Source organism: Agromyces kandeliae (assembly GCF_009674665.1).
GTDB classification, from domain to species: domain Bacteria; phylum Actinomycetota; class Actinomycetes; order Actinomycetales; family Microbacteriaceae; genus Agromyces; species Agromyces kandeliae.
In genome coordinates this window covers 275,188-299,406 of the sequence record NZ_WKJD01000006.1, presented here as the reverse complement: position 1 = coordinate 299,406, position 24,219 = coordinate 275,188, and the positions used below count along the sequence as shown (strand labels likewise).

Genomic DNA, 24,219 nt, shown 5'->3' with positions numbered 1-24,219 from the left:
CGGACGCGGCACTGTTACGCCGGGGCGGGAGACGGCGGATGCCGCGCCCCTCGCGGGACGCGGCATCCGTCTCGAGTGCGGTCTCGTGCTAGACGCGGGCCGCCTCGGTCGCGCGACGCGCTGCCGCGAGGCCGGCCTCGAGGTCGGCCTTGAGGTCGTCGATGTTCTCGATGCCCACCGACAGCCGGACGAGGCCGGGCGTCACCCCGCTCGTCAGCTGCTGCTCGGGCGTCAGCTGCGAGTGGGTGGTCGAGGCGGGGTGGATGACGAGCGACCGGACGTCGCCGATGTTCGCGAGGTGGCTGAAGAGCGCCAGGTTGTCCACGAGCGCACGGCCGGCGTCGACGCCGCCCTTGAGCTCGAACGAGAGCACCGCGCCGACGCCCTTCGGGGCGTACCGGTTGGCCGCCGCGTACCACGGGCTCGACGGCAGGCCGGAGTAGTTCACGTGCGCCACGTCCGGGTGGCTGTCGAGCCACTCCGCGATCTCCTGCGCGTTCTGCGTGTGCCGCTCGACGCGGAGCGAGAGCGTCTCGATGCCCTGGATGAGCTGCCAGGCGCTCGCCGGAGCGATCGACGCGCCGAGGTCGCGCAGCAGCTGCACGCGCGCCTTGATGACGAACGCGAGCGGGTCGCCCACCGCGGCGGTGTAGCTCGCGCCGTGGTACGACGGGTCGGGCTCGGTGAGGCCGGGGAACTTCTCGACGTGCTTCGACCACTCGAAGCGGCCGCCGTCGACGATCACGCCGCCGATGACGGTGCCGTGGCCGCCGAGGAACTTCGTGGCCGAGTGGATGACGATGTCGGCGCCGTGCTCGAACGGGCGGATCAGGTACGGCGTCGCGATCGTGTTGTCGACGATGAGCGGGATGCCCGCGTCGTGCGCGACGCCCGACACGAGGGCGATGTCGAGGACGTTGATCTTCGGGTTGCCGATGGTCTCGGCGAAGAACAGCTTCGTGTTCGGCCGGACCGCACGCCGCCACTCGTCGGCGTCGTCCTGGTTCTCGACGAAGGTGGTCTCGATGCCGAGCTTGGCGAGCGTGTACTTGAAGAGGTTGTACGTGCCGCCGTAGATCGAGCTCGACGAGACGATGTGGTCGCCCGCCTGCGCGATGTTGAGCACGGCGAACGTCTCGGCGGCCTGGCCCGATGCGACGAGCAGGGCCCCGCTGCCGCCCTCGAGCGCGGCGAGGCGCTCCTCCACCACGGCCTGCGTCGGGTTCATGATGCGCGTGTAGATGTTGCCGAACTCGGCCAGCGCGAAGAGGTTCTGCGCGTGCTCCGACGAGTCGAACACGTACGACGTCGTCTGGTAGATCGGCGTCGCGCGTGCCTTCGTCACCGGATCGGGCGCGGCGCCCGAGTGGACCTGCTTGGTCTCGAATCGCCAGTCGGCGGCGTGGTCGGCCATGTGGGACTCCTTCACGAAACGGCAGTGCGGTCTCCGCCGCATCCGTCGCCCACCGTACGTCCGGCCCGCCAGGTGCTCAACGGACGCCGCAACACGGCGTCATTCGCGTGCGTCGGGCTTCTGGGGCTTCGGGGAGTCCGGGAGCGGGGGCAGCGCGTCCGGCGGGAGCACGATGGTCCCGGTCGCGGTCGTGGGCTCCGGTCGGAACAGCCACCGCGCCCGCGGCTCGACGAGCGGGCGGAAGACACGTCGCACCGGCTTCAGCGAGAGCACCACCGAGACGCCGACGCAGAACACGATCATCGCCGGCAGCACCCACCAGGGCTGCTCGCCCTCGAGGAGCGGGGTCTCCCGCAGCGGGAACAGGACGAACGAGTGGAGCAGGTAGATGTACATGGTGGCGCTGCCGAACGCGGTGAACGCCGTCGCGCGGCGCGGCATCAGGACGAGGAACGCGACCGCGAGGAGCATCGCGAGCAGCAGCAGGAACAGCCTGATGGCGCCCGACCAGGGTTCGTCGTAGCCGATCGCCTCGTACGACTCGTCGTAGAGCATGAAGCGTCGGAGCCGGAGGTCCCGCCAGGTCTCGATCGCCATCGGCAGCACGACGAGGAGCACCGAGAACAGGGCGATCGCGCCGGCGCGCCAGCGCCACGCGACCGCGGTCGACAGGTCGAGCCAGCGGTCGGTGATGCGCAGCTGCCGGAGCTTCCAGCCGAAGACGAAGAACGGGAACATGCCGAACGTGCGCGTGAGCGCGAGCGTCGAGTCGATGTCGACCGCGTAGCCGGCGCCGATCGAGATCGCGATCGCGATGAGCAGCGGGTACCGGAGCAGCACGAGGTAGGGCAGGGCGATGCGCCAGATCGCGAGGGCGATGAGGAACCACAGCGTCCACGACGCGGTCGTGTAGTCGAGCACGAACTCGCCGCCGAGGGCGAACCGGATCAGCGTCCAGATCGTCTCGAAGATGAAGTACGGGAAGACGATGTCGGTGAGGACCTGCCGCATGGCGCGTGCGTTCGGCGGTCCGGACTTGGCGAAGTACCCGGACACCGTGACGAAGACGGCCACGTGGAACGAGTAGATGAAGAGGTACACGCTGTAGGCCGCGTCGTCCTCGGCGATGAGCGGCAGGATCCCGTGGCCGATCACGACGAGCGTGATCGCGATCCATCGGGCGTTGTCCCAGAGCGGCACGCGGCGCTTGCGGTGCGGCGGCCGCGGGGCATGGGGCATGGTGGTCGGCTCCATCCGCCCATTCTCCCGCACCGGTCGCGGGCGGCGGCCCGGCCCCCCGCTCGGGCAGAATGTCGGCATGGACCAGTTGCGCGCAGTCGTCACGGGAGCGAGTTCGGGGATCGGCGCGGCCACGGTGCGAGGGCTCGTCGCCGCCGGCTGGGAGGTGGTCGCGGTCGCTCGTCGCGGCGATCGCCTCGCTGCGCTCGCCGAGGAGACCGGCGCGGTGCCGTTCGTCGCCGACGTCACGAGCGACGCGGATGTCGCGGCGCTCGCCGAGCACGTCGCCGCGTCGGGCGGCGCGCACGCGCTCGTGAACAACGCGGGCGGTGCGAAGGGGCTCGCGTCCGTCGAGGAGTCCGACCTCGACGACTGGGCGTGGATGTTCGAGGTCAACGTGCTGGGCCTGAAGCGCGTCACGAGCGCGCTCCTCCCGCTGCTCCGACGCGGCGCGGTCGAGCGCGGGGTGGCCGACGTGGTCAACGTGACCTCCATCGCGGGGCACGTCGCGTACGTCGGCGGAGGCGGGTACAACGCGGCGAAGTTCGCCGCGCACGCGGTGACCGAGGTGCTGCGACTCGAGCTGAACGGCGAACCGATCCGCGTGATCGAGGTCGCGCCGGGGATGGTGCGGACCGACGAGTTCGCGCTCGTGCGCTTCGGCGGAGACCGGGCGCGCGCCGACGCGGTCTACGACGACGTCCCGGAGCCGCTGGTCGCCGAGGACATCGCCGGCGTCATCGTCGACGCGATCTCCAAGCCCCGGCACGTCGACCTCGACCTCATCGTGGTGAAGCCCGTCGCCCAGGCGGCGCCGCACCGGCTCGCGAAGGGGCCGCTCGAGGTCAAGGCGGGGCCGAGCGCATGAGGATCGGCCGCGTCGAACGCCGTCGGGCCTGGGTCGACCGGACCGCCCCGGTCATGGCGGTCCTGGGGTTCCTGTTCGTCGTGGCCTACACCGCCGGGGTGCTGGCGGAGGACATCTCGTCGGGTTGGCGACCGGTGCTGAACCTCGTGATGGTCGTCACGTGGATCGCGTTCCTCATCGACTTCGTCGTCCGCCTCGTGCTGACGCCGGCGGGAGCGCGGTGGACCTACACCTGGCACCATCCGATCGAGTTCCTCTCGGTGCTGGTCCCGGTCTTCCGGGCACTCCGGGCCGTCACGCTGCTGCGCCACCTCCCGTTCCTCCAGCGCCGCACCGCGCAAGCCGTGCGTGCGAACTTCGTGATCACCGCGGTGATCTACGCCGTGCTCTACGTGTTCTTCCTGGCGCTGGCGACGCTGCAGGCCGAGCGCGATGCTCCGGGTGCGACGATCACGAACTTCGGCGACGCGCTGTGGTGGGCGGTCGTCACGCTGACGACCGTGGGGTACGGCGACACCTACCCCGTCACGACCGTCGGCAGGGTCTGGGCGGTGCTGCTCATGGTCGGCGGGATCGCGATCGTCGGCGTCGCCTCGGCGACGATCATCTCGGTGCTGAACGATCGGCTGGCGGCGATCCGCAGCCACGGCCCGGGTGCGTCGATCCTGGCGGAGCGGGAGGGGTTCGACCCGGGCCTGCCCGACCTCGGATCGGAGGACGACGACGCCGACCCGGATCGCGACCCCGACGGCCGGTAGCCTGACTGGCATGACGTTCGACGCGAATGACGCCGGGACCGGCGGCGACGGCATCCGGCGCGAGATCCTGACCTGGGAGGACTTCGGCGACGCGGCGCGCTCGATGGCCGGCGACGTGCTCGGTTCGGGCTTCCGGCCCGACGTGGTGATCGCGATCGCCCGCGGTGGGCTCCTGCTCGCGGGAGCGATCGCGTACGCGCTCGGCACGAAGTCGTGCGGCTCGATCAACGTCGAGTTCTACACGGGCGTCGACGAGCGTCTGCCCGAGCCGGTGCTGCACCCGCCCATGCTCGACGCGCCGGCGCTCTCGGGCCGCCGCGTGCTGCTGGTCGACGACGTCTCCGACTCCGGCCGGACGCTGCGCAAGGTCGTCGACCTGCTCGCCGATGCCGGCGCCGACGTGCGCACCGCGACGCTCTACACGAAGTCGCACACCGTGCTCGCGCCCGACTACGACTACCGGCGCACCGACGACTGGATCGTGTTCCCCTGGTCTGCGCTGCCGCCCGTCGAGGCGACGGAGGCGACCCGATGAGCGTGCACCTCGTCGGCGGCGGGTGGGACCCGGCCCACGCGGCATCCGTCTACGCGCCGTTCCTCGCCGAAGCGGCCGAGGCCGCCGGCCGGGCCGGTGCCGACCGCCCCCGCGTCGCGGTGCTGCTCGTCGCGCCCGACCACGAGGCCGACCTCCTCGCAGCCCGCTGGCGAGACGTGCTCGAGGCCGTCGCCGACGTCGAGGCCGCCGTCACGGTGGTCCCCGAGGACGGCGAGTTCGCGCCGGCTTCGCTGGCCGGCACGCACGGCGTGCTCGTCGGCGGCGGGCTCACCCCCGCGTACCGACGGGCGGTCGAGCCGATCGCCGCCGAGCTGCGTCGCCGCGCCGCGGCCGACGAGCCCTACCTGGGGTTCTCAGCGGGCGCGGCGATCGCGTCCGACACCGCCCTCCTCGGCGGCTGGCGCATCGGCGGGGTCCCGGTCGCCCCCGAGGAGGCGGGCGAGGACCTCGACGACGTCACGGTCGAGGCGGGGATCGGGCTCGTCGACCTCACGATCGACTGCCACGCGGCGCAGTGGGGCACGCTCACGCGGCTCATCGCCGCGACCGAGGCGCGCCTGGTGGACGGCGGCATCGCGATCGACGAGGACACGCTGTTCTCGATCGGCGCCGCTGGGCTCCGGGTCGCGGGCGCCGGGAGCGTCTGGAGCGTCACCGCCGACGGCGACGGGGTCTCGGTGCGGAGCATCTCCGGCTGATGGGTCGGACGCTTCCGGAGCTCGCCGAGGCGGGACTCATCGACGCGACGTGGGCCGATGCGCTCGCCCCGGTGGCGGACGACATCGCCCGGATGGGCGACCTCCTCCGCGTCGAGGTCGCCGAGGGGCGCGGATACCTCCCCGCGGGCGACGCGGTGCTCCGCGCGTTCCGCCAGCCCGTGCCCGAGGTCCGCGTGCTCATCGTGGGCCAGGATCCGTACCCGACGCCGGGCCACCCGATCGGCCTCTCCTTCGCCGTCGAGCGCCACGTGCGACCGCTCCCGCGCAGCCTCGCGAACATCTACCGCGAGCTCGCCGACGACCTCGGGATCCCGCCGGCCGCCCACGGCGACCTCGGCGCGTGGAGCACGCACGGCGTGATGCTGCTGAACCGGGTCCTCACGGTCCGGCCGGGCGAACCGGCGTCGCATCGGGGCATGGGGTGGGAGCGCGTGACCGACCACGCGATCCGCACGCTCGTCGCTCGCGGCGGTCCGCTCGTGGCGATCCTGTGGGGTCGTGACGCGCAGTCGCTCGCGCCGCTGCTCGGCGACGTGCCGCGCATCGAGTCGGCCCACCCCAGCCCGCTCTCGGCGAGCCGCGGGTTCTTCGGTTCGCGCCCGTTCAGCCGGGCGAACGACCTGCTCGTCGCGCAGGGCGGCGCGCCGCTGGATTGGGCGATCCCCGCCTGACGCCGGCCCCCCGTCATCCGTTCGCAACCTCGCGCGCGTAGCATGGCGGGATGCTCGAGGAGGAATACCAGGCGCGACGGTCCCTGCCGAGGCACCTGCGGAAGACGGAGGAGCCCGAAGCCCCGTTCTCGTTCGAGATCCGACCTGCGCGGCCGGCCGACCTGCCGGCGGTTCGCGAGATCTACAACTACTACGTCGCGAACTCGACCGTCACCTTCGATGAGGAGGCGATGTCGCTCCGGGAGTGGAAGCAGAAGTACTCCTACCTGAGCCGGCTCGGTATGCCCTTCCTCGTGGCCGAGTCGCCCTCCGGCCAGCTCCTGGGGTACGCGCTGGTCTCGCCCTGGAAGCAGAAGCGCGCCTACCGGTACACGGTCGAGAACTCGATCTACCTCGGCCCCGCGGCATCCGGCAAGGGGCTCGGGAAGGCCCTGTTGGGCGCCCTCATCGAGGCGTCGAGGGAGGCGGGCCTGAAGGAGATGATCGCCGTGATCGCCGATCAGGGCGCCGACGCGTCGATCCGGCTCCACGAGAGGTTCGGCTTCCACGAGATCGGGCGCATGGGGAGGGTCGGCTTCAAGTTCGATCGCTGGCTCGGCACGGTGCTCCTGCAGAAGACCCTGAAGTAGGGCGGGTCGCGGCGGGGGTCAGTCGAGGAGCAGCTCGACGCCGCCGTACAGCGCGGGCAGTGCGCATGCGACGAACAGCCCCGCCGCCCCGAACAACGCCGGGTGCGCGAGGCCGACCACGAGCCTGCGCATCGCCGGCCGCCCGGCGAGCATGCCGTCGGGCACGCCGTCGGCGGTCGGTGCCGCGCGCCATCCGCGCACGCGGGCCAGGAACCACGCGCAGCGGACCACGAAGGCCGCCCACAGCAGGCCGACCACGGTCGGCACGATCACGAGCATGATGTCGAGGCCGACGCCCACGATCTCGTCCTCGCGCCCCTCGGCGGCGAGCTGGATGACCGCGGAGATGGCGGCGCCCACGACCACGGACAGGCTCCAGGCGACGACGCCGACGACGAGCGCGAGGTACCTGACGACGAAGTGCCCGAACACCGACGACAGCTCGTCGAAGCGTCGCCGCGGCGTGGCGTGCAGCACGGTCACGGTCGCGGCGAGGGATGGGGCGACGAGCAGCGCGAGCAGCGCGCCGAGCAGCCATGCCGGCCAGCCGGCCGCGATCCCGATCGCCGCGGCGACGCCGAGCGTGCTGCTCCAGGCGGCACCCCAAGCCAGCGGATGCCGCGCAACGGCACCGACGATGCGCGTGCCAGCCACCCCCGCCACGCGCGCCACTCTACCCGGGTGCGGCGGCGCGACCACGGTGCGTAGGCTCGGGACGTGGCCGACCAGCACGAGGACCTGCACGAGTACACGGCGCTGGAGCTGCACCAGCTCCTGCAGCGCGGCGACGTGACGCCGCTCGAGGCCGCCGAGCACTACCTCGCACGGATCGAGCGCCTCGACCCGGAGGTCGGGGCGTTCGCCCTCGTGACGCCGGAACGCGCGCGCGAGCGCGCGCGGGCCGTCCGACGCGACGTGGCGCACGCCGCGCCGCTGTGGGGCATGCCGCTGGCGGACAAGGACCTGCACCCGCGTGCCGGGGTGCCGACGGCGTTCGGCTCGCGCGCCTTCGCCGGCGACGTGCCCGACGAGTCGGACGACCTCGTCCGGGACGTCGACGACGCCGGGGCGGTGAGCCTCGGCAAGACGGCGACGCCGGAGTTCGGCCTGCCGTCGTACACCGAGCCGCTCGCCGGCCGCCCCGCGCGCAACCCGTGGGACCTCGGGCTCGGAGCCGGTGGCTCGAGCGGGGGTGCTGCGGCGGCCGTGGCCGCGGGCCTCCTGCCGTTCGCGCCGGGCAGCGACGGCGGCGGATCGATCCGCATCCCCGCGGCGTCATGCGGCCTCGTCGGCGTGAAGCCGTCGCGGGGCCGCGTCCCGTCGGGTTCCGGCATCGACCGGCTCGCCGGACTCGGCGTGGTCGGCCCGCTCGCCCGGACGGTCGCCGATGCGGCCCTCCTGCTCGACGGCCTCATCGCGCCGCGGGGCTACCCGCCGAGGCATCCGTTCGCCCTGCGCGCGCCGGGGGAGGACGGACCTTACCTCGGCGCGGCGATCCGCGGCGAAGGGCGGTACCAGGTCGGGGTGATGCTCGACACGCCGTGGGACGACTTCACCGACATCCGGGTCGAGGACGCGCCGCGCGCCGCATTCGAGCACGCGATCGCGCTCCTCGACCGGCTCGGTCACGGCGTGGACGAGCTCGCGCCAGCCCCGGAACCCGGGTACCCCGAGGCCTTCCGCACGATCTGGCAGTCCGGCGCAGCCGGGATCCCGGTGCCCGGCGGCGAGGAGGACGCGCTCGAGCCGCTCACCCGCTGGCTCGTCGCGCGCGGCCGGGAGCGCACGGCGGGCGAGCTCGCAGGGGCCCTCGGGTGGCTCGCGGGCTTCGAGCGGCGGACCATCGCGCGGTTCTCGCCGGTCGACGTGGTCCTCACGCCGGCGCTCGCGCTGACGCCGCGTCCGGTCGGCTGGTACGACGCCGAGGACGCGGAGGAGAACTTCGCGCAGCAGGTGCGCTTCACGCCGTACACGTCGTTCGTCAACGTCGCGGGCCTGCCCGCGCTGACGCTGCCGGTGCACGACACGGAGGAGGGCCTGCCGATGGGCGTCCAGCTCATCGGGCGGCCCGGCGGCGAGGCGACCCTCTTCGCGCTCGCAGCACAGCTCGAGCGCGCCGCGCGTCGCGGTCGACGCCGCCCGCCGGTGTGGTGACGGATGCCGCGGCCGCGTCGGTGACGGCGGGGAGTGGCCGTTCTCCGGCGTGATCCGCTCGCGGGCGTGTGCAAGACTTAGGTAATGCTTACCTCACTTGCCGGAGTCGCCGCGCTCGCGCGTCCGCGTCCCGCCTATCGCGGCTTCCGTGCGAACGTCGCCCGCGTGCGACGACTCACGCCGCATTTCACGCGCGTGACCTTCGCGGGGGAGGAACTCGCCGAGTTCGGCACCGCCGGGCTCGACCAACGGGTGAAGGTCGTGCTGCCCCTCGGCGACTCGGGCTTCGCGCACTTCCCGGACGGCGAGGACTGGTACTCGGCGTGGCGCGAGCTGCCGGCCGAGCGGCGCAACCCGTTCCGCACCTACACGATCCGGGCCGTGCGCCCCGAGGTCCGCGAGGTCGACGTCGACTTCGTCGCCCATGGCGACACCGGTCCCGGCTCGGCGTGGGCGACACGCGCGCAGCCCGGTGACGAGATCGTGCTCGTCGGCCCCGACGAACTGAGCGCGGGGAGGACCGTCGGCATCGACTGGCGCCCCGGCGCCGTCGAGACCGTGCTGCTCGCCGGCGACGAGACCGCGGCGCCCGCGATTTGCGCGATCCTCGAGTCCCTGCCGGCCGACGCCGAGGGAGCCGCGATCATCGAGGTCCCGAGCGCCGAGGACGTGCTCGAGGTCGCGCCGCCCGTCGGCGTCGAGGTGCGCTGGCTCGCCCGCTCGGAGTCGCAGTCGCACGGCGAACGGCTCGTGCCGGCGGTCCGCGACTGGGTCGCCCGCACCTGCTGGCTCCGCGACTGCGCCGATCCCGCGTCGGCGGCCGCCGAGTCGGCACGCCGGACGCTCGCCGAGCTCGAGGCGGCGGCCGACGCCCACGGCGTCCTCTGGGACGTGCCCGAGGGCACGAGCCTCGACGGCGACTGCTACGCATGGCTCGCGGGCGAGGCATCCGTCATCACGGCGCTCCGCCGCTTCCTCGTGCGGGAGGCCGGCCTCGACCGCCGACAGGTGGCGTTCATGGGGTACTGGCGGCGGGGCCGCGCCGAACTGGCGTGAACGCCGCATCCGTCTCGGCGGAGGCGTCGCCGATCGCGGCGCCCGCCACGCGCATCGGCGTCGGCCGACGCCCCGCGTCGGGCGGCCCGCCGCCGCGCGCCCGACGCGCCGCGCTCGTGCTCATCGGGAGTGCGATCGCGCTCCTCGTCGTGGTCGCGGCGAGCCTCGCGCTCGGGGTCCGCGCGATCGACGCCGCCGAGGTCTGGCAGGCCCTCGTCCGTCCCGACCTCACGGACCCCGACCAGGCCGTGGTGGTGCAACTGCGGATCCCGCGGACCGTGATCGGCCTGGCCGCAGGCGTCGCACTCGGGCTCGCGGGCACGCTCATCCAGGGCGTGACCCGCAACCCGATCGCCGATCCCGGCCTCCTCGGCATCAACGCCGGTGCGTCGCTCGCCGTCGTGCTCTGCATCTCGCTGCTCGGCGTGACCGCGCCGCTCGGGTTCATCTGGTTCGCCTTCGCCGGCGCCACGGCGGCCGCCGCGGTCGTGTTCGCGATCGGCGGGGCGCAGCCGGTCCGGCTCGCGCTCGTCGGGGCGGCGCTCACGGCCCTGCTCACGCCGCTCATCGCACTCGTCCTGCTCCGGGACACGGAGGCGTTCAACCAGTACCGCTTCTGGGCGGTCGGCTCGCTCACCGGGCGCGACCTGTCGACCGTCGCGGCACTGTGGCCGTTCCTCGCGGTCGGGGTCGTGCTCGCCGCGACGCTCGCCCACCGGCTCGACCTGCTCGCGCTCGGCGACGACGTGGCATCCGCCCTCGGCCAGCGCGTCGGCATCACCCGCGCCGTCGCCGGGCTCGCGCTCGTGCTCCTCTGCGGCACGGCGGTCGCGCTCGCCGGACCGATCGCGCTCGTCGGTCTCGTCGTGCCGCACGCGGCGCGGCGACTGATCGGCAGCGACTACCGCCGGATCACCGCGCTCGCCGTCCTCCTGGGGCCGATCATGCTGCTCTCGGCCGACGTCATCGGGCGCCTCGTCGTGCCGAACTCCGAACTCGAGGCCGGCGTCGTCGCGGCGTTCCTCGGCGCGCCGGTGCTCATCGCCATCGCGAGGAGTCGACGGGTGGCGGGGCTCTGATGGGCGCCGCACGCGTCACGACCGGACCCGAGGTGCCGGGCGAGCGGCTCGCACGGCCCGCTCCGAGCGGCGAGCGCATCGACGCCTCGGCGATCGGCGCCGTCCGCCGGGCCGCCCGACGCCGTCGCGTCTCCGTCGTGGTCGTCGGCGCCGGCCTCGCCGCGGCCATCGCGCTCGCAGCGCTCTCGTTCGGCGCCGCCGGGGTGACGCCCGATCGCGTGATCTCGGTCCTCCTCGGGGGTGGGGAGCGCATCGACCGATTCGTCGTGTTCGACCTGCGCCTCCCGCGGATCCTCGCCGCGCTCGTCGTGGGCGTGGCGTTCGCGCTGGCCGGGGCGGTCTTCCAGTCGACGCTGCGCAACCCGCTGGCGAGCCCCGACATCCTGGGCATCTCCGCGGGTGCGAGCCTCGGCGCCGTCTGGGCGATCCTCGGGATCGGCGCCGGCGGCGCGATCGTGGCGGGCTCCGCGTTCGGCGGCGGCCTCGTCGTGGCGATCGTGATCTGGCTGGCGGCGTGGCGGCAGGGACTGCACGGCGTGCGCTTCGTGCTCGTGGGCGTCGGCATGGCCTACCTCTGCGGGTCCGTGGTCGCCTGGCTGCTGGCCCGCGCCGAGGTGCGCGAGGCGCAGACCGCGCTGCACTGGACGGTCGGCAGCGTGGCGGACGTCCGCGGCGACGAACTCTGGCTGCTCGTGGTCGGGACCGCCGCGTGCGGGGTCGTCCTCGTGTTCCTCACGCGGGCGCTCCGGCCGTTGGCGCTCGGCGACGACCACGCCAGGGCGCTCGGGGTCCGGACGGATGCGGCGCGCGTGGCGCTCCTCGTCGTCGCGGTCGCGCTCGTGGCGTTCGCGACCTCCGTCGCCGGACCCATCGCGTTCGTCGCGCTGATCGCCCCGGCGGTCGCGCGGCGGCTCGTGGGTCGCGGGGGAGCGGCCGTCGGGGCTGCGGCGGTCGTCGGGGGCGTGCTGACGCTCGGCGCCGACGTCGCCGGGCAGTTCGCGATCCCCGGCTTCACCGCACCGCTGGGCGTCGTGACCGGCGTGATCGGCGCTCCGTACCTGCTGTGGCTGCTCGCCCGCACCGAGAGGACCCGCGCATGAGCTCCCTCCCCGTTCCTCCGCCCGCGGTCGTCGAGGGCCTGGTCGCCGAGGGGATCAGCCTCGGCTACGACGGTCGTCGCATCATCGACGGGCTCGACCTCGCGATCCCGTCGGGCCGCATCACGGCGATCGTCGGCCCGAACGCGTGCGGCAAGTCGACCCTGCTGCGGGGGCTCGCGCGGCTGCATCCGCTCGAGGCGGGACGCGTGCTCCTCGACGGCAGCGACGTCTCGCGGATCCCGCGCCGCGACGTCGCCCGTCGGATCGGGGTCCTGCCCCAGTCGTCGATCGCGCCCGACGGCGTGCGCGTGGCCGACCTCGTCGCGCGCGGTCGATACCCGCACCAGGGCTGGTTCGGGCGGCATTCGAGCGACGACGACGCGGTCGTCGCCGAGGCGCTGGCCGACACCGGCATCGCCGACCTCGCGGAGCGCCCGATCGAGGAGCTCTCGGGCGGACAGCGCCAGCGCGTGTGGATCGCCATGGTGCTCGCCCAGCAGACCGACCTCGTGCTGCTCGACGAGCCGACCACGTTCCTCGACGTCACGCACCAGCTCGAACTGCTCGACCTGCTGACCGCCCTCAACCGCGACCGGGGCGCGACGGTCGTGATGGTGCTGCACGAGTTGAACCTGGCCGCCCGGTATGCCGATCACCTCGTGGTGATGTCGGGCGGGAGGATCGTCGCGGAGGGCGACCCGGGGTCGGTGCTGACCGCCTCGACCGTGCGCGACGCGTTCGGCCTCGACGCGCGCGTGATCCCCGACCCGGTGTCGGGGAGTCCGCTCGTCGTGCCGATCGGCCGGTTCCACTCCGCCGCCGACCCCGAGTGACGCGCGGTGTGCGCTCGAAAGTAACTTAGGTTAGCCTTGCCTTACCAATCTCCCCGAACCTAGGAGCATCCGTGCGTCTTCGACGTTCCCTCATCGCCGTGGCCGGCGCCGCCGTCACCGCGCTCGCCCTCTCCGCCTGCTCGGCCGCGTCGGCCGACCCGGCCCCCGACGGAGCGGGCTCCGGCTCCGCGGAGGGCTTCCCCGTCACGATCCAGCACGCCTTCGGCGAGACGACCGTCGACGACGCGCCCGAGCGCGTCGCGACCTGGGGCTGGGGTTCGACCGAGGCGGCCATCGCCGTCGGCGTCTACCCGATCGCCATCGCCGAGCAGGCCTGGACCGTCGGCGAGGGCAACTACCTCCCGTGGGTCGAGGCCGCCTACGACGAGGCCGGCGAGGACCTTCCCGCCCTCATCCCCGACCCCGAGGGCGGCGCGACCATCCCCTACGAGGAGTTCATCGCGGCCGAGCCCGACCTGATCCTCGCGCCGTACTCCGGCATCACCGAGGAGCAGTACGACACGCTCTCCGAGATCGCCCCCGTCGTCGCCTACCCCGAGGCGCCGTGGACCACCCCGTGGGACAAGGTGATCGAGATCACGGCCGAGGCGCTCGGCAGGCCGGACGAGGGCGCCGCGGTGCTGCAGGACATCTCCGACGGCCTCGCGGAGCAGGCGGCCGCGCACCCCGACTTCGCCGGCACGACCTTCGCCGGCGTGTGGGACGGCGACGGATTCGTCTACGTCTACACCGCCGCGGACTCCCGCATCGAGGTCCTGACCGAACTGGGACTCGAGGTCGCCCCGAGCGTCTCCGAGCTCGACACGAGCGACGGCGGCTTCTACTACGAGCTGAGCTACGAGCAGCTCGACCAGCTCGACGCCGACGTCATCGTCAGCTACCACGGCAGCAAGGAGGAGGCCGACGCCTTCCTCGCCAAGCCCGAGCTGCAGGCCATCCCGGCGGTCGCGGCGGGCGCCGTCGCCCAGGTGTTCGACCCCGTGACGGTCTCGTCGGTGTCGCCGCCCACCGCGCTGAGCTTCGACTGGGAGGGCGGGCTGCCCTCGCTCGTCGGGGCGATCTCGGGCGTCGTCGAGCAGTGACCACGCGCTGAGCGTGGGCGGCGGGCCGGACTCCCACGAGGAGACCGGCCCGCCTCGTCCCGTCTCGGGCCGACCGCCGCGACGTCGGGCGATCGGGTCTCAGCGGTCGGCGGACCGAGTGCGCTTCCGCGGGAGGTAGCCGCCGGCCTCGAGCCCGGCCTCGATCTCGAACCGGTTCGTCAGCGGGTTCCGCCCCGACATCCAGTACAGGATCGGGAAGAGCAGTCCGTACGTACGCCACTGCTCCCGGTGGACGACCTCGTGTCCGAGCACCGCGTCGGAGTCGTTCCGGTCGGTCAGGTAGCAGCCGCCGACGCACGAGCCGCCGCGACCGAACGTCCAGCGCGGCATCCCTCGGAACACGACGAGTCCGTGGCGCACCTCGACGCGCCCACGGCTCCACAGGAAGCCCCACGCGAAGCCGACCGCCGTGGCCCACCAGTAGCCCGCGCTGCTGATGGGGGAGTCGGTCAGGCGGACCCGCACCATCCGGCTCACTCGGCGACCTCGGGTCGGCCGTCGGCCTCGAGCAGCCGCAACCACACCTCGCTCAGCGTGGGGAATGCCGGGACCGCGTGCCACAGGCGCGAGACGGGCACCTCGCCGACGATCGCGATCGTCGCCTGCTGGACGAGTTCGGAGACGCCCTGCCCGACGAACGTCGCTCCGACCACGACGTCGCGGTCCGCGTCGATCACGAGACGGGCTCGTCCGCGGTAGTCGTCGGCGAGGATGCCGGCGCCGCTCACGCTCGAGAACGGCACCTCGGGCGTGCGCACCGCCAGGCCCCGATCCGCCGCTTCGGCGCTCGTGAGGCCGACGCTGCCGACCTCGGGGTCCGAGAACACGACGCTCGGCACGGCCGTGTGGTCGGCCGTCGCCGCGTGCACGCCGTAGCGGCCCGCGTCCACCGGGCGGCCGAGAGCGCGAGCGGCGATGACGTCGCCCGCAGCGCGCGCCTGGTACTTGCCCTGGTGCGTGAACTCGGCGCGCCCCACCACGTCGCCGGCTGCATACAGCCACGGCGCCCCGTCGACGGCGGGGACCGCGGTGGCGGCGAGGGTGTCGTCCACCTCGATCGGCGACCCCGGTTCGAGGCCCGCGGTCTCGAGGCCCAGCCCCGTGGAGCGCGGCCGGCGCCCGGTCGCCACGAGCACCTCGTCGGCGGTCAGGGTCGAGTCGTCGTCGAGGTCGAGCACGACCTCGTTCGATCCGTTCCGCTCGACGCGGCGCGCGCTGACCCCGAAGCGGACCTCGACGCCGAGGTCCGCGAGGCCCTCGCCGACCGCCTCGGCGGCGAAGGGCTCGAGCGAACCCAGCAGCCCGTGCCGGACCAGCATCGTCACCTCGGAGCCGAGGCCCGCGTAGGCGGTCGCCATCTCGACGGCGACGACGCCGCCGCCGATGATCGCCAGGCGGCCGGGCACCCGGTGCGAACTCGTGGCGTCGCGACTCACCCAGGGTCCGGCATCGGCGAGTCCGGGGATGTCCGGGACCACTGGATCCGACCCGGTGCAGACGGCCACCGCGTGCCGCGCCAGGAGCTCCTCCTCCGGGCCGCCGTCGGTGGGCGTCACGAGGACCCGCCGCTCGCCGGCGAGCCGCCCGTGGCCTCGCACGAGCACCGCGCCGATGCCGGTCAGCCAGTGCACGCCGCCGGCATCGCGCCACTCGGAGGTCCAGTAGTCGCGACGCCGGAACGTGGCTTCGGCGTCGAGCCTCCCCGTCACGGCCTCGGCCGCACCCGGGACGCGCTGCGCGGCGCGCAGCGCGAGCCCGCTGCGCAACAGCGTCTTCGAGGGCACGCACGCCCAGAAGGTGCACTCGCCGCCGACCAGCTGGTGCTCGACGACGGCGACCTCGAGGCCGGCGGCACGGGCTCGGTCGGCCACGTTCTCGCCGACCGCCCCCGCGCCGAGCACGATGAGGTCGAACTCCCTGGCCATGCGGGCCCCCTTCCCGCCGGATCGCGTCCGGCCCCCACGACAGCCTAGGGAGCGGGGGCCGCGAGCGGAACGACATGTTCCGACCCGACGTGCACCGCGCGAGCCGCGTGGTCGTCGGGTCAGCGCGCTCCGGAGGCGAGGGCGCCGATGAGCCGGAGGATCGTCGGCAGGTCGTCGAGCGCCGCCTCGGGCGAGGACGGTGCGAATCCGGCGATCGACGCTCCGGCGAGCGGGACGTCGGCGACGACGGTGCGCACCAGCGCCACCAGGTCGTCCGGGTCCGCGCCGAAGGGGAGCGGGTAGGACAGGCCTGCGATCGCGGACGGATCGAGCACGTCGAGGTCGACGTGGACGTACACGCGCGACGCCCCCGTCGCGAGGATCGCCTCCACGATCGCCGCGGGTTCCCGGAAGCGGTCGACGTCGACCATCGCGATCCCGTGCTCGTCGATGAACGCCTGCTCGCCCTCGTCGAGCGACCGCACGCCGCCGAGGACCAGCCTCGAGGGGGCGACCCGCTCGCCGTCGCGCAGCGCGAGGCCCTCCGCGCCGTCGCCCGCGATGGCCCGGAGCACCATCCCGTTGAACGCGCCGGACGGGCTCGTGTCGGGCGAGTTGAGGTCGGGGTGGGCATCGAGCCAGAGGACGGCGAGCGAGTCGGCATCGCCCGCGGCCGCGGTCGCCACCGAGGCCAGTGCGATGCCGCAGTCGCCGCCGATCGCGATCGGCGTCCGTCCGAGCCCCTGCATCGCCGCGCGCATGCGATCGCCGACCCTCCGCAGCGCGCTGTAGCGGTGCACGCCCGTGCCGAGCGAGTCGCCCGCCTCGACGGGCACGTCGACGAGCACGGTGGAAGCGGAGGGGAGGTCCCCGCTGATGGCGTGCGCTCCGTCCGCATGGCTCATCGCACGCGCGGAGACGGAACCCTGCCATTCGGGGACGACGACGAAGGCGGCCGGCATGGTCCCAGTATGTGCCTCGCGGCAACCCGGCGCGAGCGTCGCCGGGGGGCCGACCGGACCGCGTCGGGGACGTCGGGCCGACGCGCCCGCGGCGGCGCTCCGCCCTCAGCCCTGGTCCGGGAAGCGCACGAGCCCCGCTTGGACGGCGATGCCCACGGAGGCGACCGCCATGAAGCCGAGCCCGAGGAGCGACGCGACGGTCGTCGACGCGATCACCGCGACCCCGCTGAGCCCGAGGAGCACCAGGGTCGCCCACCACGCCCACCGGCGGCGAGTGAGTCCGGTCGCGAGCGCCGCGGTGACGAGCAGCGCGAGCCGCCCCCAGAGGTCGAGGGGGGTGAGGATCGGATCGGTCGACGTCGACAGGAGCGCGCCGAGGAGGAGGAGGGCGACCCACGTCGCGAACAGTCGCGCGCTGAACGGCCGGAGGGGCACGGCGCGCGCGGCGCCCGGCGATCGGGCCTGGGCGAAGATCGGACCGGACGCGCCGTCGACGCCCGCGTCGGACCTCGACTCGGAGAGCAGCCGGTACGCGCGACCGACCTCGACGAAGCGAGCGCTCGCCGCGAGGACCTCCGGCTCCGGCGCCCCGACGAAGCGATCGGGGTGCAGCTCGCGCGCGAGGCGTCGGTACGCGCGATCGAGGGCCGGCTGGTCGGCGTCGCGGTCGACTCCGAGCACGCGCGCCGCCTCGTCGGGAGTCATGCCCCGCACCTCCTCGTGGCCGGAGTGCCCGTACCGGGTGCGCGATCGTCACGGCCGGCGGTGAAGCGGATGCCGCGGGGTGCAGTCCGTGCTGCGGCCCCGCGACATCCGTCCGGGTCAGGAGCCGGAGATCTGTCCCTGTGCGCCGCCGGCCTTCAGCATGGCGAGCCGTGCCTCGACCTCGGTGAGCTCCCCGAGGTCGTCGAGTTCGTTGAATTGGGCGTCGAGGCTCGACGCCGCCAGCTCGGCCTGGCCGCGCGCCTTCGCCTCCTCGCGACGGACCTTGTCCTCGAAGCGGCCGATCTCGCTGGTCGGGTCGAGGATGTCGATCGACTTCACCGCTGCGTGCACCTGCTGCTGCGCGGCCGCGGTCTTCGCGCGTGCGATCAGCTGCGCTCGCTTGTTCTGCAGTTCGACGAGCTTCTGCTTCATGCCGTTCAGTCCGGCCTTCAGCTTGTCGACGACCTCGGTCTGCGCCGCGATCTGCGGCTCGGCGGCTCGGGCCTCGTTCTCCGACGAGATCTGGCGGCTGAGGGCGACCTTGGCGAGATTGTCGAACTTGTCCGCGTCGACGGTGTCGCCCGAGGTTCGCAGTTCGTCGGCCTTGCGGCTCGCGGCGAGCGCCTTGTCGCCCCACTCACGGGCCGCCTCGAGGTCCTCGCGATGGTCGTCCTCGAGCAGCCGCAGGTTGCCGATCGTCTCGGCGATCGCGGCTTCGGCATCGGCGATCGAGTTCGTGAAGTCGCGCACCATCTGGTCGAGCATGACCTCGGGGTCCTCGGCCTGGTCGATGAGCGCGTTGACGTTGGCTCGCAGCAGCTGCGAGATGCGTCCGAAGATGGACTGCTTGGCCATCATGGTGTCCTTCCGTGTGGTGATCGAACGGGGTCGTGCTGGTCGGTGGGCAGCGTCAGAAGCGGCCTCCGCTCCCGCGCCTCGAGCGGGTCGCGGATCCGCCGAAGCTGCCCGGAGCGCGTCGGCCGCCGGATCCGCCCGACGAGCGGCGGCCGCCGGATCCCCCGGGGAAGCCCCCGCCGAATCCTCCGCCGCGCCGTCCGCCGCCGAGCATCGAGTCGATCAGGATGCCGCCGAGGACGGCGCCGAACACCTCGCCCCCGCTCCCACCCCGACCCGGCGGCACGCCGAAGCCGCCGGATGCCGCGGTTCCGCCGTGGCCTCCCGCGAACCCGCCGACGTCCTGCTGGGCGAGGGTCATCGCCTGGCCGGCGAGCCGGTCCGCGCGCTGCGCCGCGGCGAGCGCCCGTGCGGCGTCGGTCGCGGTGAGGGACTGGGCCTCGACGACGAGCCGGCCGGCCTCGGCGAGCCGCGTGCGCGCCTCGGCGCCGATCGCGCCGCGTCGCGCGACCAGGTAGTCCTCGGCAGCCTGCACCCGCGAACGGGCGGCGAGGAGCGTGCGATCGAGCTCGGCTCGCGTGCGCTGAGCCTGCACCGCGGCGTCGCGGGCCCCTTGGATCGCGGAGTCGATCTCCCGGTTGGTCGCGTCGAGTCGCGCAGCGAGTTCGAGCGGCGACCGGCCGGCGCGGCCGAGGTCGGCGCGCAGCGCGCTCGCCTCGGCCTCGACCCGGTCGGCGAGTGCGTCGAGTGCGGCGTCGGACATGCTTCGCGCGGTGCGCACGTCGGATTCGAGGTCGGCGATACCGGCGGCGACGGCCCGGTCCCCGTCGTCGAGGTCGGCCGCGAGCCGCTCGACCGCCGCGGCGAGGATGCGGGCCTGGTCCGCGGCCTCCTCCGCCGCGCGGATGTCGACGGCGGCCGCGCCCGTCTCGCCGCGTCCGATCGCGGCAGCGGCCTCCGCGGCGGAGTCGCGGGCGAACGCGATGCGCGCACGCGCCTGCTCGGCGTTGTCGACGACGGAGGCGAGCGCCGCCGGCGCGTACTGCGGCGACAGGGCCTGCAGCCGTGCGGAGGCGGGCCCGATCGCCGATTCGGCGGCCCGGACCGCCTCCTCGACCCGTGCGAGCGCCTGCGGCGCGTTCTGCTCGAGCGCACGCAGGGCGTCGAAGCGCTCGGCCTGCGCGTCGAGCGCCGCCTCCGCCTCGTCGGTGAGGCGGAGGATGCCCGCGTACCACTCGCGTTGCTGGGCCTCGGTGTCGGGTTCGTGGTCGTCGAGTCGCTGCTGCAGGCCGAAGGCCTCGCGCACCTTCGCCCTCGCCGCGGCGAGGGCGGCCCGGAAGTCGGCCGTCGCCTCATCGCCGAAGGAGGCGACGGCGAAGCCCAGCTCCTCCTCGCTGGTCTTCAGCGCGTCGTCCGCATCGATGAGCGCGCCGCCGGCCTGCCGCCGTAGCTCCTCGATCGGGACCGCGGGCGGGCCCGCCGGGGGCGCCGCACGGCGCCGAGCGCGCCGCCGGGCGAGCACGACCACGACGACGATCACGGCTGCGGCGACGACGAGGAGCGCGATCCAGAGCCAGGCGCCGCCCCCGCCCGAGCCGCCGCCCCCGCCGATCGCCTCCGCGCCGGCGATCGCGGCGGCGGCCCAGTCGCCGTCGCGCAGGTGGGGCTCGATGACCTCGACGGAGATGCGGTCGATGTCGGTCGCCGACAGCGAGGCGTCCTCGGCGGCGGACAGGTGGTAGGCGCGACCGTCGATCGCGACCGCGAGCAGGTAGTCCTCGCTGCCCATGTTGTTGTCGTTGGCGGTCTCGGTCGCCCAGGACCCCGCGTCGGCCGGGTCCTCGAACTCGCTCACGTAGGCCACGAACAGCTGACGCCCGCTCCGGTCTGCCGCCTCCTCGATCGCCGCCACGACGTCGCGCGCCTCGTCGGGCGTCACGGCCTCCACCGTGTCGACGATCGGGCTCTCCCCGAACTCGACCGGCTGCTCGGCGTTCGCGACCGCGGGCACCTGGAGCAGGGTCAGCCCGATGAGGACGGCGCCCGCGATCGAAGCCCTGCCAACCGACCGCATGCGACAGTGCCTTTCCCCTCGGAGCCGATGTCTGGAGTCTATTGGGGCGCTCCGACGAGCGTCCACGACTCCGGGCGGACGCTCAGCAGCGCACGGCCCGCGGTCGATCCGACCGCGGGGGAGGTGACGGCGCCCGGATACGGAACGAGCCCGGACCCTCAGGCGACTGAGTGGACCGGGCTCTTCACGACGTGCCCCCGGAGGGATTCGAACCCCCGACCTACGGTACCGGAAACCGGCGCTCTATCCCCTGAGCTACGGAGGCGCACAGCAGGAAACACTACCACCTGCGCGGGTCGCTCGGCGCACGCCGAACCCCCCGGAGAACGGCTCAGCCGACCACGTTCGCGACGACGTCGGCGACGAGGCCCTGCGCGTCGCCGGGCTCGAACAGGACGGGGGACTCGACCACGATCCAGTATCCGTCGGCGAACACCTGGGCCTGCCCGACGCCGCCGGACTGCCGGAAGAAGCCCTCGACCTCGGGCGGGGTGCCGTACGTGGGCACGGGGTTGGAGTGCATCGCCGCGTCGCCGACCTGCAGCTCGTAGGCGTGCTCGGGGAGCGCGGCCACGCCGACCTCGATCACCTCGCCGCTCGTCTGGTTGCTCCACCCGCAGGCCGTGCCCGACGCGGCGACCACGGCGGCGATCGTCGCGGCCGAGGGGGCGTAGTCGGGCGCGGTGCCGTAGTTCGGGTTGAACGCGTACACCTGGTCGGGCGTGAGGAGCTCGTCGCACGCGACCTCGAACGGGATCGGCTCCTCGGTCGGCTCGGGCTCGATCGTCGGTTCCGCCGGCACCGTCGCCGCAGCGGAACCCGTCGCCGCGGGCGGCGCCGTGGTCTCGGCCGGGGAGGCCGACGGGACCGTGCACGCGGACAGGACGAGGGCGAGCGCGGTCGCGCCGGCCGCGGCGAGCACGGCCGGGCGGAGTCGGGGGAGCGGGGCGTTCGGGCGCGGCATGCGGGAAACGATAGCAACGCCGCCCGGTAGGATCTTCGAGTGACTCCCGCCGACCTCTCGCGTGCCCTGTACGACCTCGTGATCGCCCTGGTCGCGCGGCGACGCGAGGGGGGTGCCGACGTCGAGTTGAGCCTCGCCCCCGACGCCGTGACGCTCGAGCGTCCCAAGCTCCGCGAGCACGGCGACTGGGCGTCGAGCATCGCCCTGCGCATCGCGAAGCCGCTCGGCGCCAACCCGCGCGAGCTCGCGACCGAGCTGGCGGCCGGCCTCGCGGGCGTCGACGGCGTCGCGAGCGCCGAGGTCGCCGGTCCCGGCTTCATCAACATCCGGCTGGACGCCGCGGCCGCCGGCGCGCTCGCGAAGGCGATCGTCGACGCCGGCACCGCGTACGGTCGTGGCGACTCGCTCTCGGGTCGCGTGATCGACCTCGAGTTCGTCTCGGCGAACCCGACCGGTCCGCTGCACATCGGGCACACCCGCTGGGCGGCGCTGGGCGACTCGATCGGCCGCGTGCTGCGCGCCGCCGGAGCCGAGGTCGCGAACGAGTACTACATCAACGACGCCGGCAACCAGATGGACAACTTCGGCGCCTCGGTCATCGCGGCCGCGAAGGGCGAGCCGACGCCCGAGAACGGCTACCCGGGCCGGTACATCGCCGACCTCGCCGCGCGCGTGCTCGAACGCGAGCCGCACCTGCTCGAGCTCGACGACGAGGTGGCGCTGCACACCGCGCGCGAGATCGCGTACGAGCTGCAGCTCGCCGAGATCCGCGCATCGCTCGAGCGCTTCAACGTGCACTTCGACGTCTGGACGAGCGAGCGCGCCCTGCACGCGAAGGACGACGACGGCGTCTCGGCGATCGACGCCGCGGTCGAGCGGCTGCGGGCGCAGGGCCACGTGTTCGACGAGGACGGCGCGGTGTGGGTGCGCACGACCGACTTCGGCGACGACAAGGACCGCGTCATCCGCCGCGCCAACGGCGTCTACACCTACTTCGCCGCGGATGCCGCGTACTACCTCGACAAGGGCGACCGCGGGTTCGAGCACAAGATCTACCTGCTCGGCGCCGACCACCACGGCTACGTGCACCGCCTGAAGGCGCTCGCGGGCGCGGCGGGCGACGACCCGGAACGCGACATCGAGGTGCTCATCGGGCAGCTCGTGAGCATCAACGGCGCGAAGCTCTCGAAGCGCGCGGGGAACATCATCGAGCTCGACGACCTGCAGGCCTGGCTCGGCACCGATGCGCTGCGCTACACGCTCGCCCGCTACCCGGCCGACTCGCCGCTCGCGATCGACCCCGAGCAGCTGCGCCGCCGGACGAACGACAATCCCGTGTTCTACGTGCAGTACGCGCACGCGCGCACGGCCGCCGTCGCCCGCAACGCCGCAGCATCCGGCGTCGACCGCTCGTCGTTCGCTCCCGAACTGCTCGAGCACGAGACCGAGTCGGCCCTGCTCGGGGCGCTGCAGGAGTTCCCGCGCATCGTCGCCCAGGCCGCGGAACTCCGCGAGCCGCACCGCATCGCCCGCTACATCGAGGAGCTCGCGGGGCTCTACCACCGCTGGTACGACAACTGCCGCGTCCTCCCGCTCGGCGACGAGCCGGTCGGCGACCTGCATCGCACGCGGCTGTGGCTGAACGACGCGACCGGGCAGGTCATCCGCAACGGCCTCGACCTGCTCGGCGTGTCGGCGCCGGAGCGCATGTAGCCTCGCCCGCATGAGCTCACGCGACGCCGACACGGTTCCCGTCGACCCGGTCGGCGGGGCGGGCGCCGCGCCGCCCCGCCGGCGCAGGGGAGGCCGCGTCGCGGTCGTCGTCCTCGTCGTGCTCGCGGTGATCGCCGCGCTGCTGGTCCTCGTCGAGACCGTCGGGCGGGGGATCGCCGAGCGGAACGTCGCGGACTCGATCGAGCGGTCGCTGCCGGAGGGCGTCGAGGGCGAGGTCCGCGTCCAGATCAGGGGGTTCTCCGCGCTCTGGCAGGCGATGACCGGGAGCATGGACGAGATGGTCGCCACCGCGCCCGACCTCGTGGTGAACGGCGTCCCGGTCGACGTGACGGTCACGGCGTACGACGTCCCGCTCGCCGAGGGCGGGACGCTCGGGCGCGGCGAGGCCGAGGCGTCGATCGACGGCGACGCCGTCGACGAGATCGCCGCGTCGCAGGGGATCACCGGCGGTCTCACCCTCGGCGACGGCACCGTCGCGTACGAGGACGAGACCACCTTCCTCGGCATCCCCATCGGCTTCTCGATCACGGCCGAGCCCTCGGCGGCGGGCGACCGCGTGCTGCTCCAGCCCGTGGCGGCCGACATCAACGCCGGGGGCGGCAGCTTCGACGCCTCCGGGCTCGTCGATCGCGTGCTCGGCGGCGACCCGGTCCCGATCTGCGTCGCCGACCGCCTGCCCGAGGGGGTCGAGCTCTCCGGCATCGAGGTCGCGCCCGATCGCGTGACGGTCCGGCTCGAGGCGAGCGGCCTCCCGCTCGTCGAGGAGACGCTCGCCACGACGGGCACCTGCGCCTGACCCA

General features: G+C 73.7%; 24 protein-coding genes and 1 tRNA gene. 14 read left to right on the top strand and 11 right to left on the bottom strand.

Annotation, left to right across the window (positions count from 1 at the left end):
* Nucleotides 1-88 precede the first annotated feature (88 nt).
* Complete coding sequence (locus GJR97_RS03740; protein WP_154345146.1) at nt 89-1,414, bottom strand: bifunctional o-acetylhomoserine/o-acetylserine sulfhydrylase; 1,326 nt, start codon at nt 1,412-1,414, stop codon at nt 89-91.
* Between the two features lie 99 nt (nt 1,415-1,513).
* Complete coding sequence (locus GJR97_RS03735) at nt 1,514-2,668, bottom strand: acyltransferase family protein (RefSeq protein WP_154345145.1); 1,155 nt, start codon at nt 2,666-2,668, stop codon at nt 1,514-1,516.
* A 64-nt stretch (nt 2,669-2,732) separates the two neighbouring features.
* Between GJR97_RS03735 and GJR97_RS03730 the strand changes: the two genes are divergently transcribed.
* The 6 genes from GJR97_RS03730 to GJR97_RS03705 are packed head-to-tail and all read left to right on the top strand — an operon-like array spanning nt 2,733 to nt 6,854.
* Nucleotides 2,733-3,521, top strand: a complete 789-nt coding sequence (locus GJR97_RS03730) for an SDR family oxidoreductase (protein ID WP_154345144.1) — start codon at nt 2,733-2,735, stop codon at nt 3,519-3,521.
* Nucleotides 3,518-4,279 carry a potassium channel family protein gene (locus GJR97_RS03725; RefSeq protein ID WP_154345143.1) on the top strand — a complete coding sequence of 254 codons (762 nt, stop codon included), beginning with the start codon at nt 3,518-3,520 and terminating at the stop codon, nt 4,277-4,279. Before GJR97_RS03730 ends, GJR97_RS03725 begins: the two co-directional genes overlap by 4 nt.
* Nucleotides 4,280-4,289: 10 nt before the next feature.
* Nucleotides 4,290-4,814, top strand: coding sequence for a phosphoribosyltransferase (locus GJR97_RS03720; RefSeq protein WP_154345142.1), 525 nt, complete (start codon nt 4,290-4,292; stop codon nt 4,812-4,814).
* Entirely contained in the window at nt 4,811-5,533 is a 723-nt protein-coding gene (locus GJR97_RS03715; protein WP_154345141.1) for a type 1 glutamine amidotransferase family protein, read from the top strand. Before GJR97_RS03720 ends, GJR97_RS03715 begins: the two co-directional genes overlap by 4 nt.
* Nucleotides 5,533-6,225: a uracil-DNA glycosylase gene (locus GJR97_RS03710; protein WP_154345140.1), complete on the top strand. Its 693-nt coding sequence runs from the start codon at nt 5,533-5,535 to the stop codon at nt 6,223-6,225. Before GJR97_RS03715 ends, GJR97_RS03710 begins: the two co-directional genes overlap by 1 nt.
* A 50-nt stretch (nt 6,226-6,275) precedes the next feature.
* Complete coding sequence (locus GJR97_RS03705) at nt 6,276-6,854, top strand: GNAT family N-acetyltransferase (RefSeq protein ID WP_154345139.1); 579 nt, start codon at nt 6,276-6,278, stop codon at nt 6,852-6,854.
* Nucleotides 6,855-6,872: 18 nt separating this feature from the next.
* Here GJR97_RS03705 and GJR97_RS03700 read toward each other — a convergent pair whose 3' ends face one another.
* A complete protein-coding gene (locus GJR97_RS03700) occupies nt 6,873-7,517 on the bottom strand; it encodes a hypothetical protein (protein WP_154345138.1) in 645 nt (214 codons plus the stop codon).
* A 54-nt stretch (nt 7,518-7,571) separates the two neighbouring features.
* On the opposite strand from GJR97_RS03700, the gene GJR97_RS03695 reads away from it, so the two are divergent.
* From GJR97_RS03695 to GJR97_RS03670, 6 genes are all read left to right on the top strand, one after another.
* Complete coding sequence (locus tag GJR97_RS03695) at nt 7,572-9,008, top strand: amidase (protein WP_324613113.1); 1,437 nt, start codon at nt 7,572-7,574, stop codon at nt 9,006-9,008.
* Nucleotides 9,009-9,092: 84 nt separating this feature from the next.
* Nucleotides 9,093-10,064, top strand: coding sequence for a siderophore-interacting protein (locus GJR97_RS03690; RefSeq protein ID WP_154345137.1), 972 nt, complete (start codon nt 9,093-9,095; stop codon nt 10,062-10,064).
* Complete coding sequence (locus GJR97_RS03685; RefSeq protein ID WP_324613112.1) at nt 10,061-11,143, top strand: FecCD family ABC transporter permease; 1,083 nt, start codon at nt 10,061-10,063, stop codon at nt 11,141-11,143. Before GJR97_RS03690 ends, GJR97_RS03685 begins: the two co-directional genes overlap by 4 nt.
* Entirely contained in the window at nt 11,143-12,243 is a 1,101-nt protein-coding gene (locus GJR97_RS03680) for a FecCD family ABC transporter permease (RefSeq protein ID WP_154345136.1), read from the top strand. The genes GJR97_RS03685 and GJR97_RS03680 overlap by 1 nt, the downstream gene beginning before the upstream one ends.
* On the top strand, nt 12,240-13,076 hold the full coding sequence (locus GJR97_RS03675) for an ABC transporter ATP-binding protein (protein ID WP_154345135.1): 837 nt from the start codon (nt 12,240-12,242) through the stop codon (nt 13,074-13,076). The genes GJR97_RS03680 and GJR97_RS03675 overlap by 4 nt, the downstream gene beginning before the upstream one ends.
* Before the next feature lie 71 nt (nt 13,077-13,147).
* The gene (locus GJR97_RS03670; RefSeq protein ID WP_324613111.1) at nt 13,148-14,179 is read left to right on the top strand and encodes an iron-siderophore ABC transporter substrate-binding protein; all 1,032 of its coding nucleotides are present in this window, start codon (nt 13,148-13,150) and stop codon (nt 14,177-14,179) included.
* 99 nt (nt 14,180-14,278) lie between these two features.
* On the opposite strand, the gene GJR97_RS03665 is transcribed toward GJR97_RS03670, so the two are convergent.
* The 8 genes from GJR97_RS03665 to GJR97_RS03630 form a co-directional block, all read right to left on the bottom strand.
* Nucleotides 14,279-14,668: a Fe-S oxidoreductase gene (locus tag GJR97_RS03665; RefSeq protein ID WP_154345295.1), complete on the bottom strand. Its 390-nt coding sequence runs from the start codon at nt 14,666-14,668 to the stop codon at nt 14,279-14,281.
* 5 nt (nt 14,669-14,673) lie between these two features.
* Nucleotides 14,674-16,125, bottom strand: coding sequence for a dihydrolipoyl dehydrogenase family protein (locus GJR97_RS03660; RefSeq protein WP_154345134.1), 1,452 nt, complete (start codon nt 16,123-16,125; stop codon nt 14,674-14,676).
* Between the two features lie 119 nt (nt 16,126-16,244).
* Complete coding sequence (locus tag GJR97_RS03655; protein ID WP_154345133.1) at nt 16,245-17,087, bottom strand: arginase family protein; 843 nt, start codon at nt 17,085-17,087, stop codon at nt 16,245-16,247.
* A gap of 105 nt (nt 17,088-17,192) precedes the next feature.
* Entirely contained in the window at nt 17,193-17,792 is a 600-nt protein-coding gene (locus GJR97_RS03650; protein ID WP_154345132.1) for a J domain-containing protein, read from the bottom strand.
* Nucleotides 17,793-17,909: 117 nt separating this feature from the next.
* Entirely contained in the window at nt 17,910-18,647 is a 738-nt protein-coding gene (locus GJR97_RS03645) for a PspA/IM30 family protein (protein ID WP_154345131.1), read from the bottom strand.
* A 55-nt stretch (nt 18,648-18,702) separates the two neighbouring features.
* Nucleotides 18,703-20,721, bottom strand: coding sequence for a TPM domain-containing protein (locus GJR97_RS18465; RefSeq protein ID WP_154345130.1), 2,019 nt, complete (start codon nt 20,719-20,721; stop codon nt 18,703-18,705).
* Between the two features lie 192 nt (nt 20,722-20,913).
* Nucleotides 20,914-20,986, bottom strand: a tRNA-Arg gene (locus tag GJR97_RS03635).
* Between the two features lie 66 nt (nt 20,987-21,052).
* Nucleotides 21,053-21,685, bottom strand: a complete 633-nt coding sequence (locus tag GJR97_RS03630) for an iron ABC transporter ATP-binding protein (RefSeq protein ID WP_154345129.1) — start codon at nt 21,683-21,685, stop codon at nt 21,053-21,055.
* Nucleotides 21,686-21,724: 39 nt separating this feature from the next.
* On the opposite strand from GJR97_RS03630, the gene GJR97_RS03625 reads away from it, so the two are divergent.
* Both GJR97_RS03625 and GJR97_RS03620 read left to right on the top strand, forming a co-directional pair.
* Nucleotides 21,725-23,398, top strand: a complete 1,674-nt coding sequence (locus GJR97_RS03625) for an arginine--tRNA ligase (protein WP_324613109.1) — start codon at nt 21,725-21,727, stop codon at nt 23,396-23,398.
* A 10-nt stretch (nt 23,399-23,408) separates the two neighbouring features.
* Entirely contained in the window at nt 23,409-24,215 is an 807-nt protein-coding gene (locus GJR97_RS03620) for an LmeA family phospholipid-binding protein (RefSeq protein ID WP_154345128.1), read from the top strand.
* The last annotated feature ends 4 nt before the right edge of the window (nt 24,216-24,219 follow it).

Excerpts from the sequence above, each read along its gene's own strand:
- GJR97_RS03740 (WP_154345146.1), bottom strand. The coding sequence starts at position 1,414 with ATGGCCGACCACGCCGCCGACTGGCGATTCGAGACCAAGCAGGTCCAC.
- GJR97_RS03735 (WP_154345145.1), bottom strand. The coding sequence starts at position 2,668 with ATGGAGCCGACCACCATGCCCCATGCCCCGCGGCCGCCGCACCGCAAG.
- GJR97_RS03730 (WP_154345144.1), top strand. The coding sequence starts at position 2,733 with ATGGACCAGTTGCGCGCAGTCGTCACGGGAGCGAGTTCGGGGATCGGC.
- GJR97_RS03725 (WP_154345143.1), top strand. The coding sequence starts at position 3,518 with ATGAGGATCGGCCGCGTCGAACGCCGTCGGGCCTGGGTCGACCGGACC.
- GJR97_RS03720 (WP_154345142.1), top strand. The coding sequence starts at position 4,290 with ATGACGTTCGACGCGAATGACGCCGGGACCGGCGGCGACGGCATCCGG.
- GJR97_RS03715 (WP_154345141.1), top strand. The coding sequence starts at position 4,811 with ATGAGCGTGCACCTCGTCGGCGGCGGGTGGGACCCGGCCCACGCGGCA.
- GJR97_RS03710 (WP_154345140.1), top strand. The coding sequence starts at position 5,533 with ATGGGTCGGACGCTTCCGGAGCTCGCCGAGGCGGGACTCATCGACGCG.
- GJR97_RS03705 (WP_154345139.1), top strand. The coding sequence starts at position 6,276 with ATGCTCGAGGAGGAATACCAGGCGCGACGGTCCCTGCCGAGGCACCTG.
- GJR97_RS03690 (WP_154345137.1), top strand. The coding sequence starts at position 9,093 with ATGCTTACCTCACTTGCCGGAGTCGCCGCGCTCGCGCGTCCGCGTCCC.
- GJR97_RS03680 (WP_154345136.1), top strand. The coding sequence starts at position 11,143 with ATGGGCGCCGCACGCGTCACGACCGGACCCGAGGTGCCGGGCGAGCGG.
- GJR97_RS03675 (WP_154345135.1), top strand. The coding sequence starts at position 12,240 with ATGAGCTCCCTCCCCGTTCCTCCGCCCGCGGTCGTCGAGGGCCTGGTC.
- GJR97_RS03665 (WP_154345295.1), bottom strand. The coding sequence starts at position 14,668 with ATGGTGCGGGTCCGCCTGACCGACTCCCCCATCAGCAGCGCGGGCTAC.
- GJR97_RS03660 (WP_154345134.1), bottom strand. The coding sequence starts at position 16,125 with ATGGCCAGGGAGTTCGACCTCATCGTGCTCGGCGCGGGGGCGGTCGGC.
- GJR97_RS03655 (WP_154345133.1), bottom strand. The coding sequence starts at position 17,087 with ATGCCGGCCGCCTTCGTCGTCGTCCCCGAATGGCAGGGTTCCGTCTCC.
- GJR97_RS03650 (WP_154345132.1), bottom strand. The coding sequence starts at position 17,792 with ATGACTCCCGACGAGGCGGCGCGCGTGCTCGGAGTCGACCGCGACGCC.
- GJR97_RS03645 (WP_154345131.1), bottom strand. The coding sequence starts at position 18,647 with ATGGCCAAGCAGTCCATCTTCGGACGCATCTCGCAGCTGCTGCGAGCC.
- GJR97_RS18465 (WP_154345130.1), bottom strand. The coding sequence starts at position 20,721 with ATGCGGTCGGTTGGCAGGGCTTCGATCGCGGGCGCCGTCCTCATCGGG.
- GJR97_RS03630 (WP_154345129.1), bottom strand. The coding sequence starts at position 21,685 with ATGCCGCGCCCGAACGCCCCGCTCCCCCGACTCCGCCCGGCCGTGCTC.
- GJR97_RS03620 (WP_154345128.1), top strand. The coding sequence starts at position 23,409 with ATGAGCTCACGCGACGCCGACACGGTTCCCGTCGACCCGGTCGGCGGG.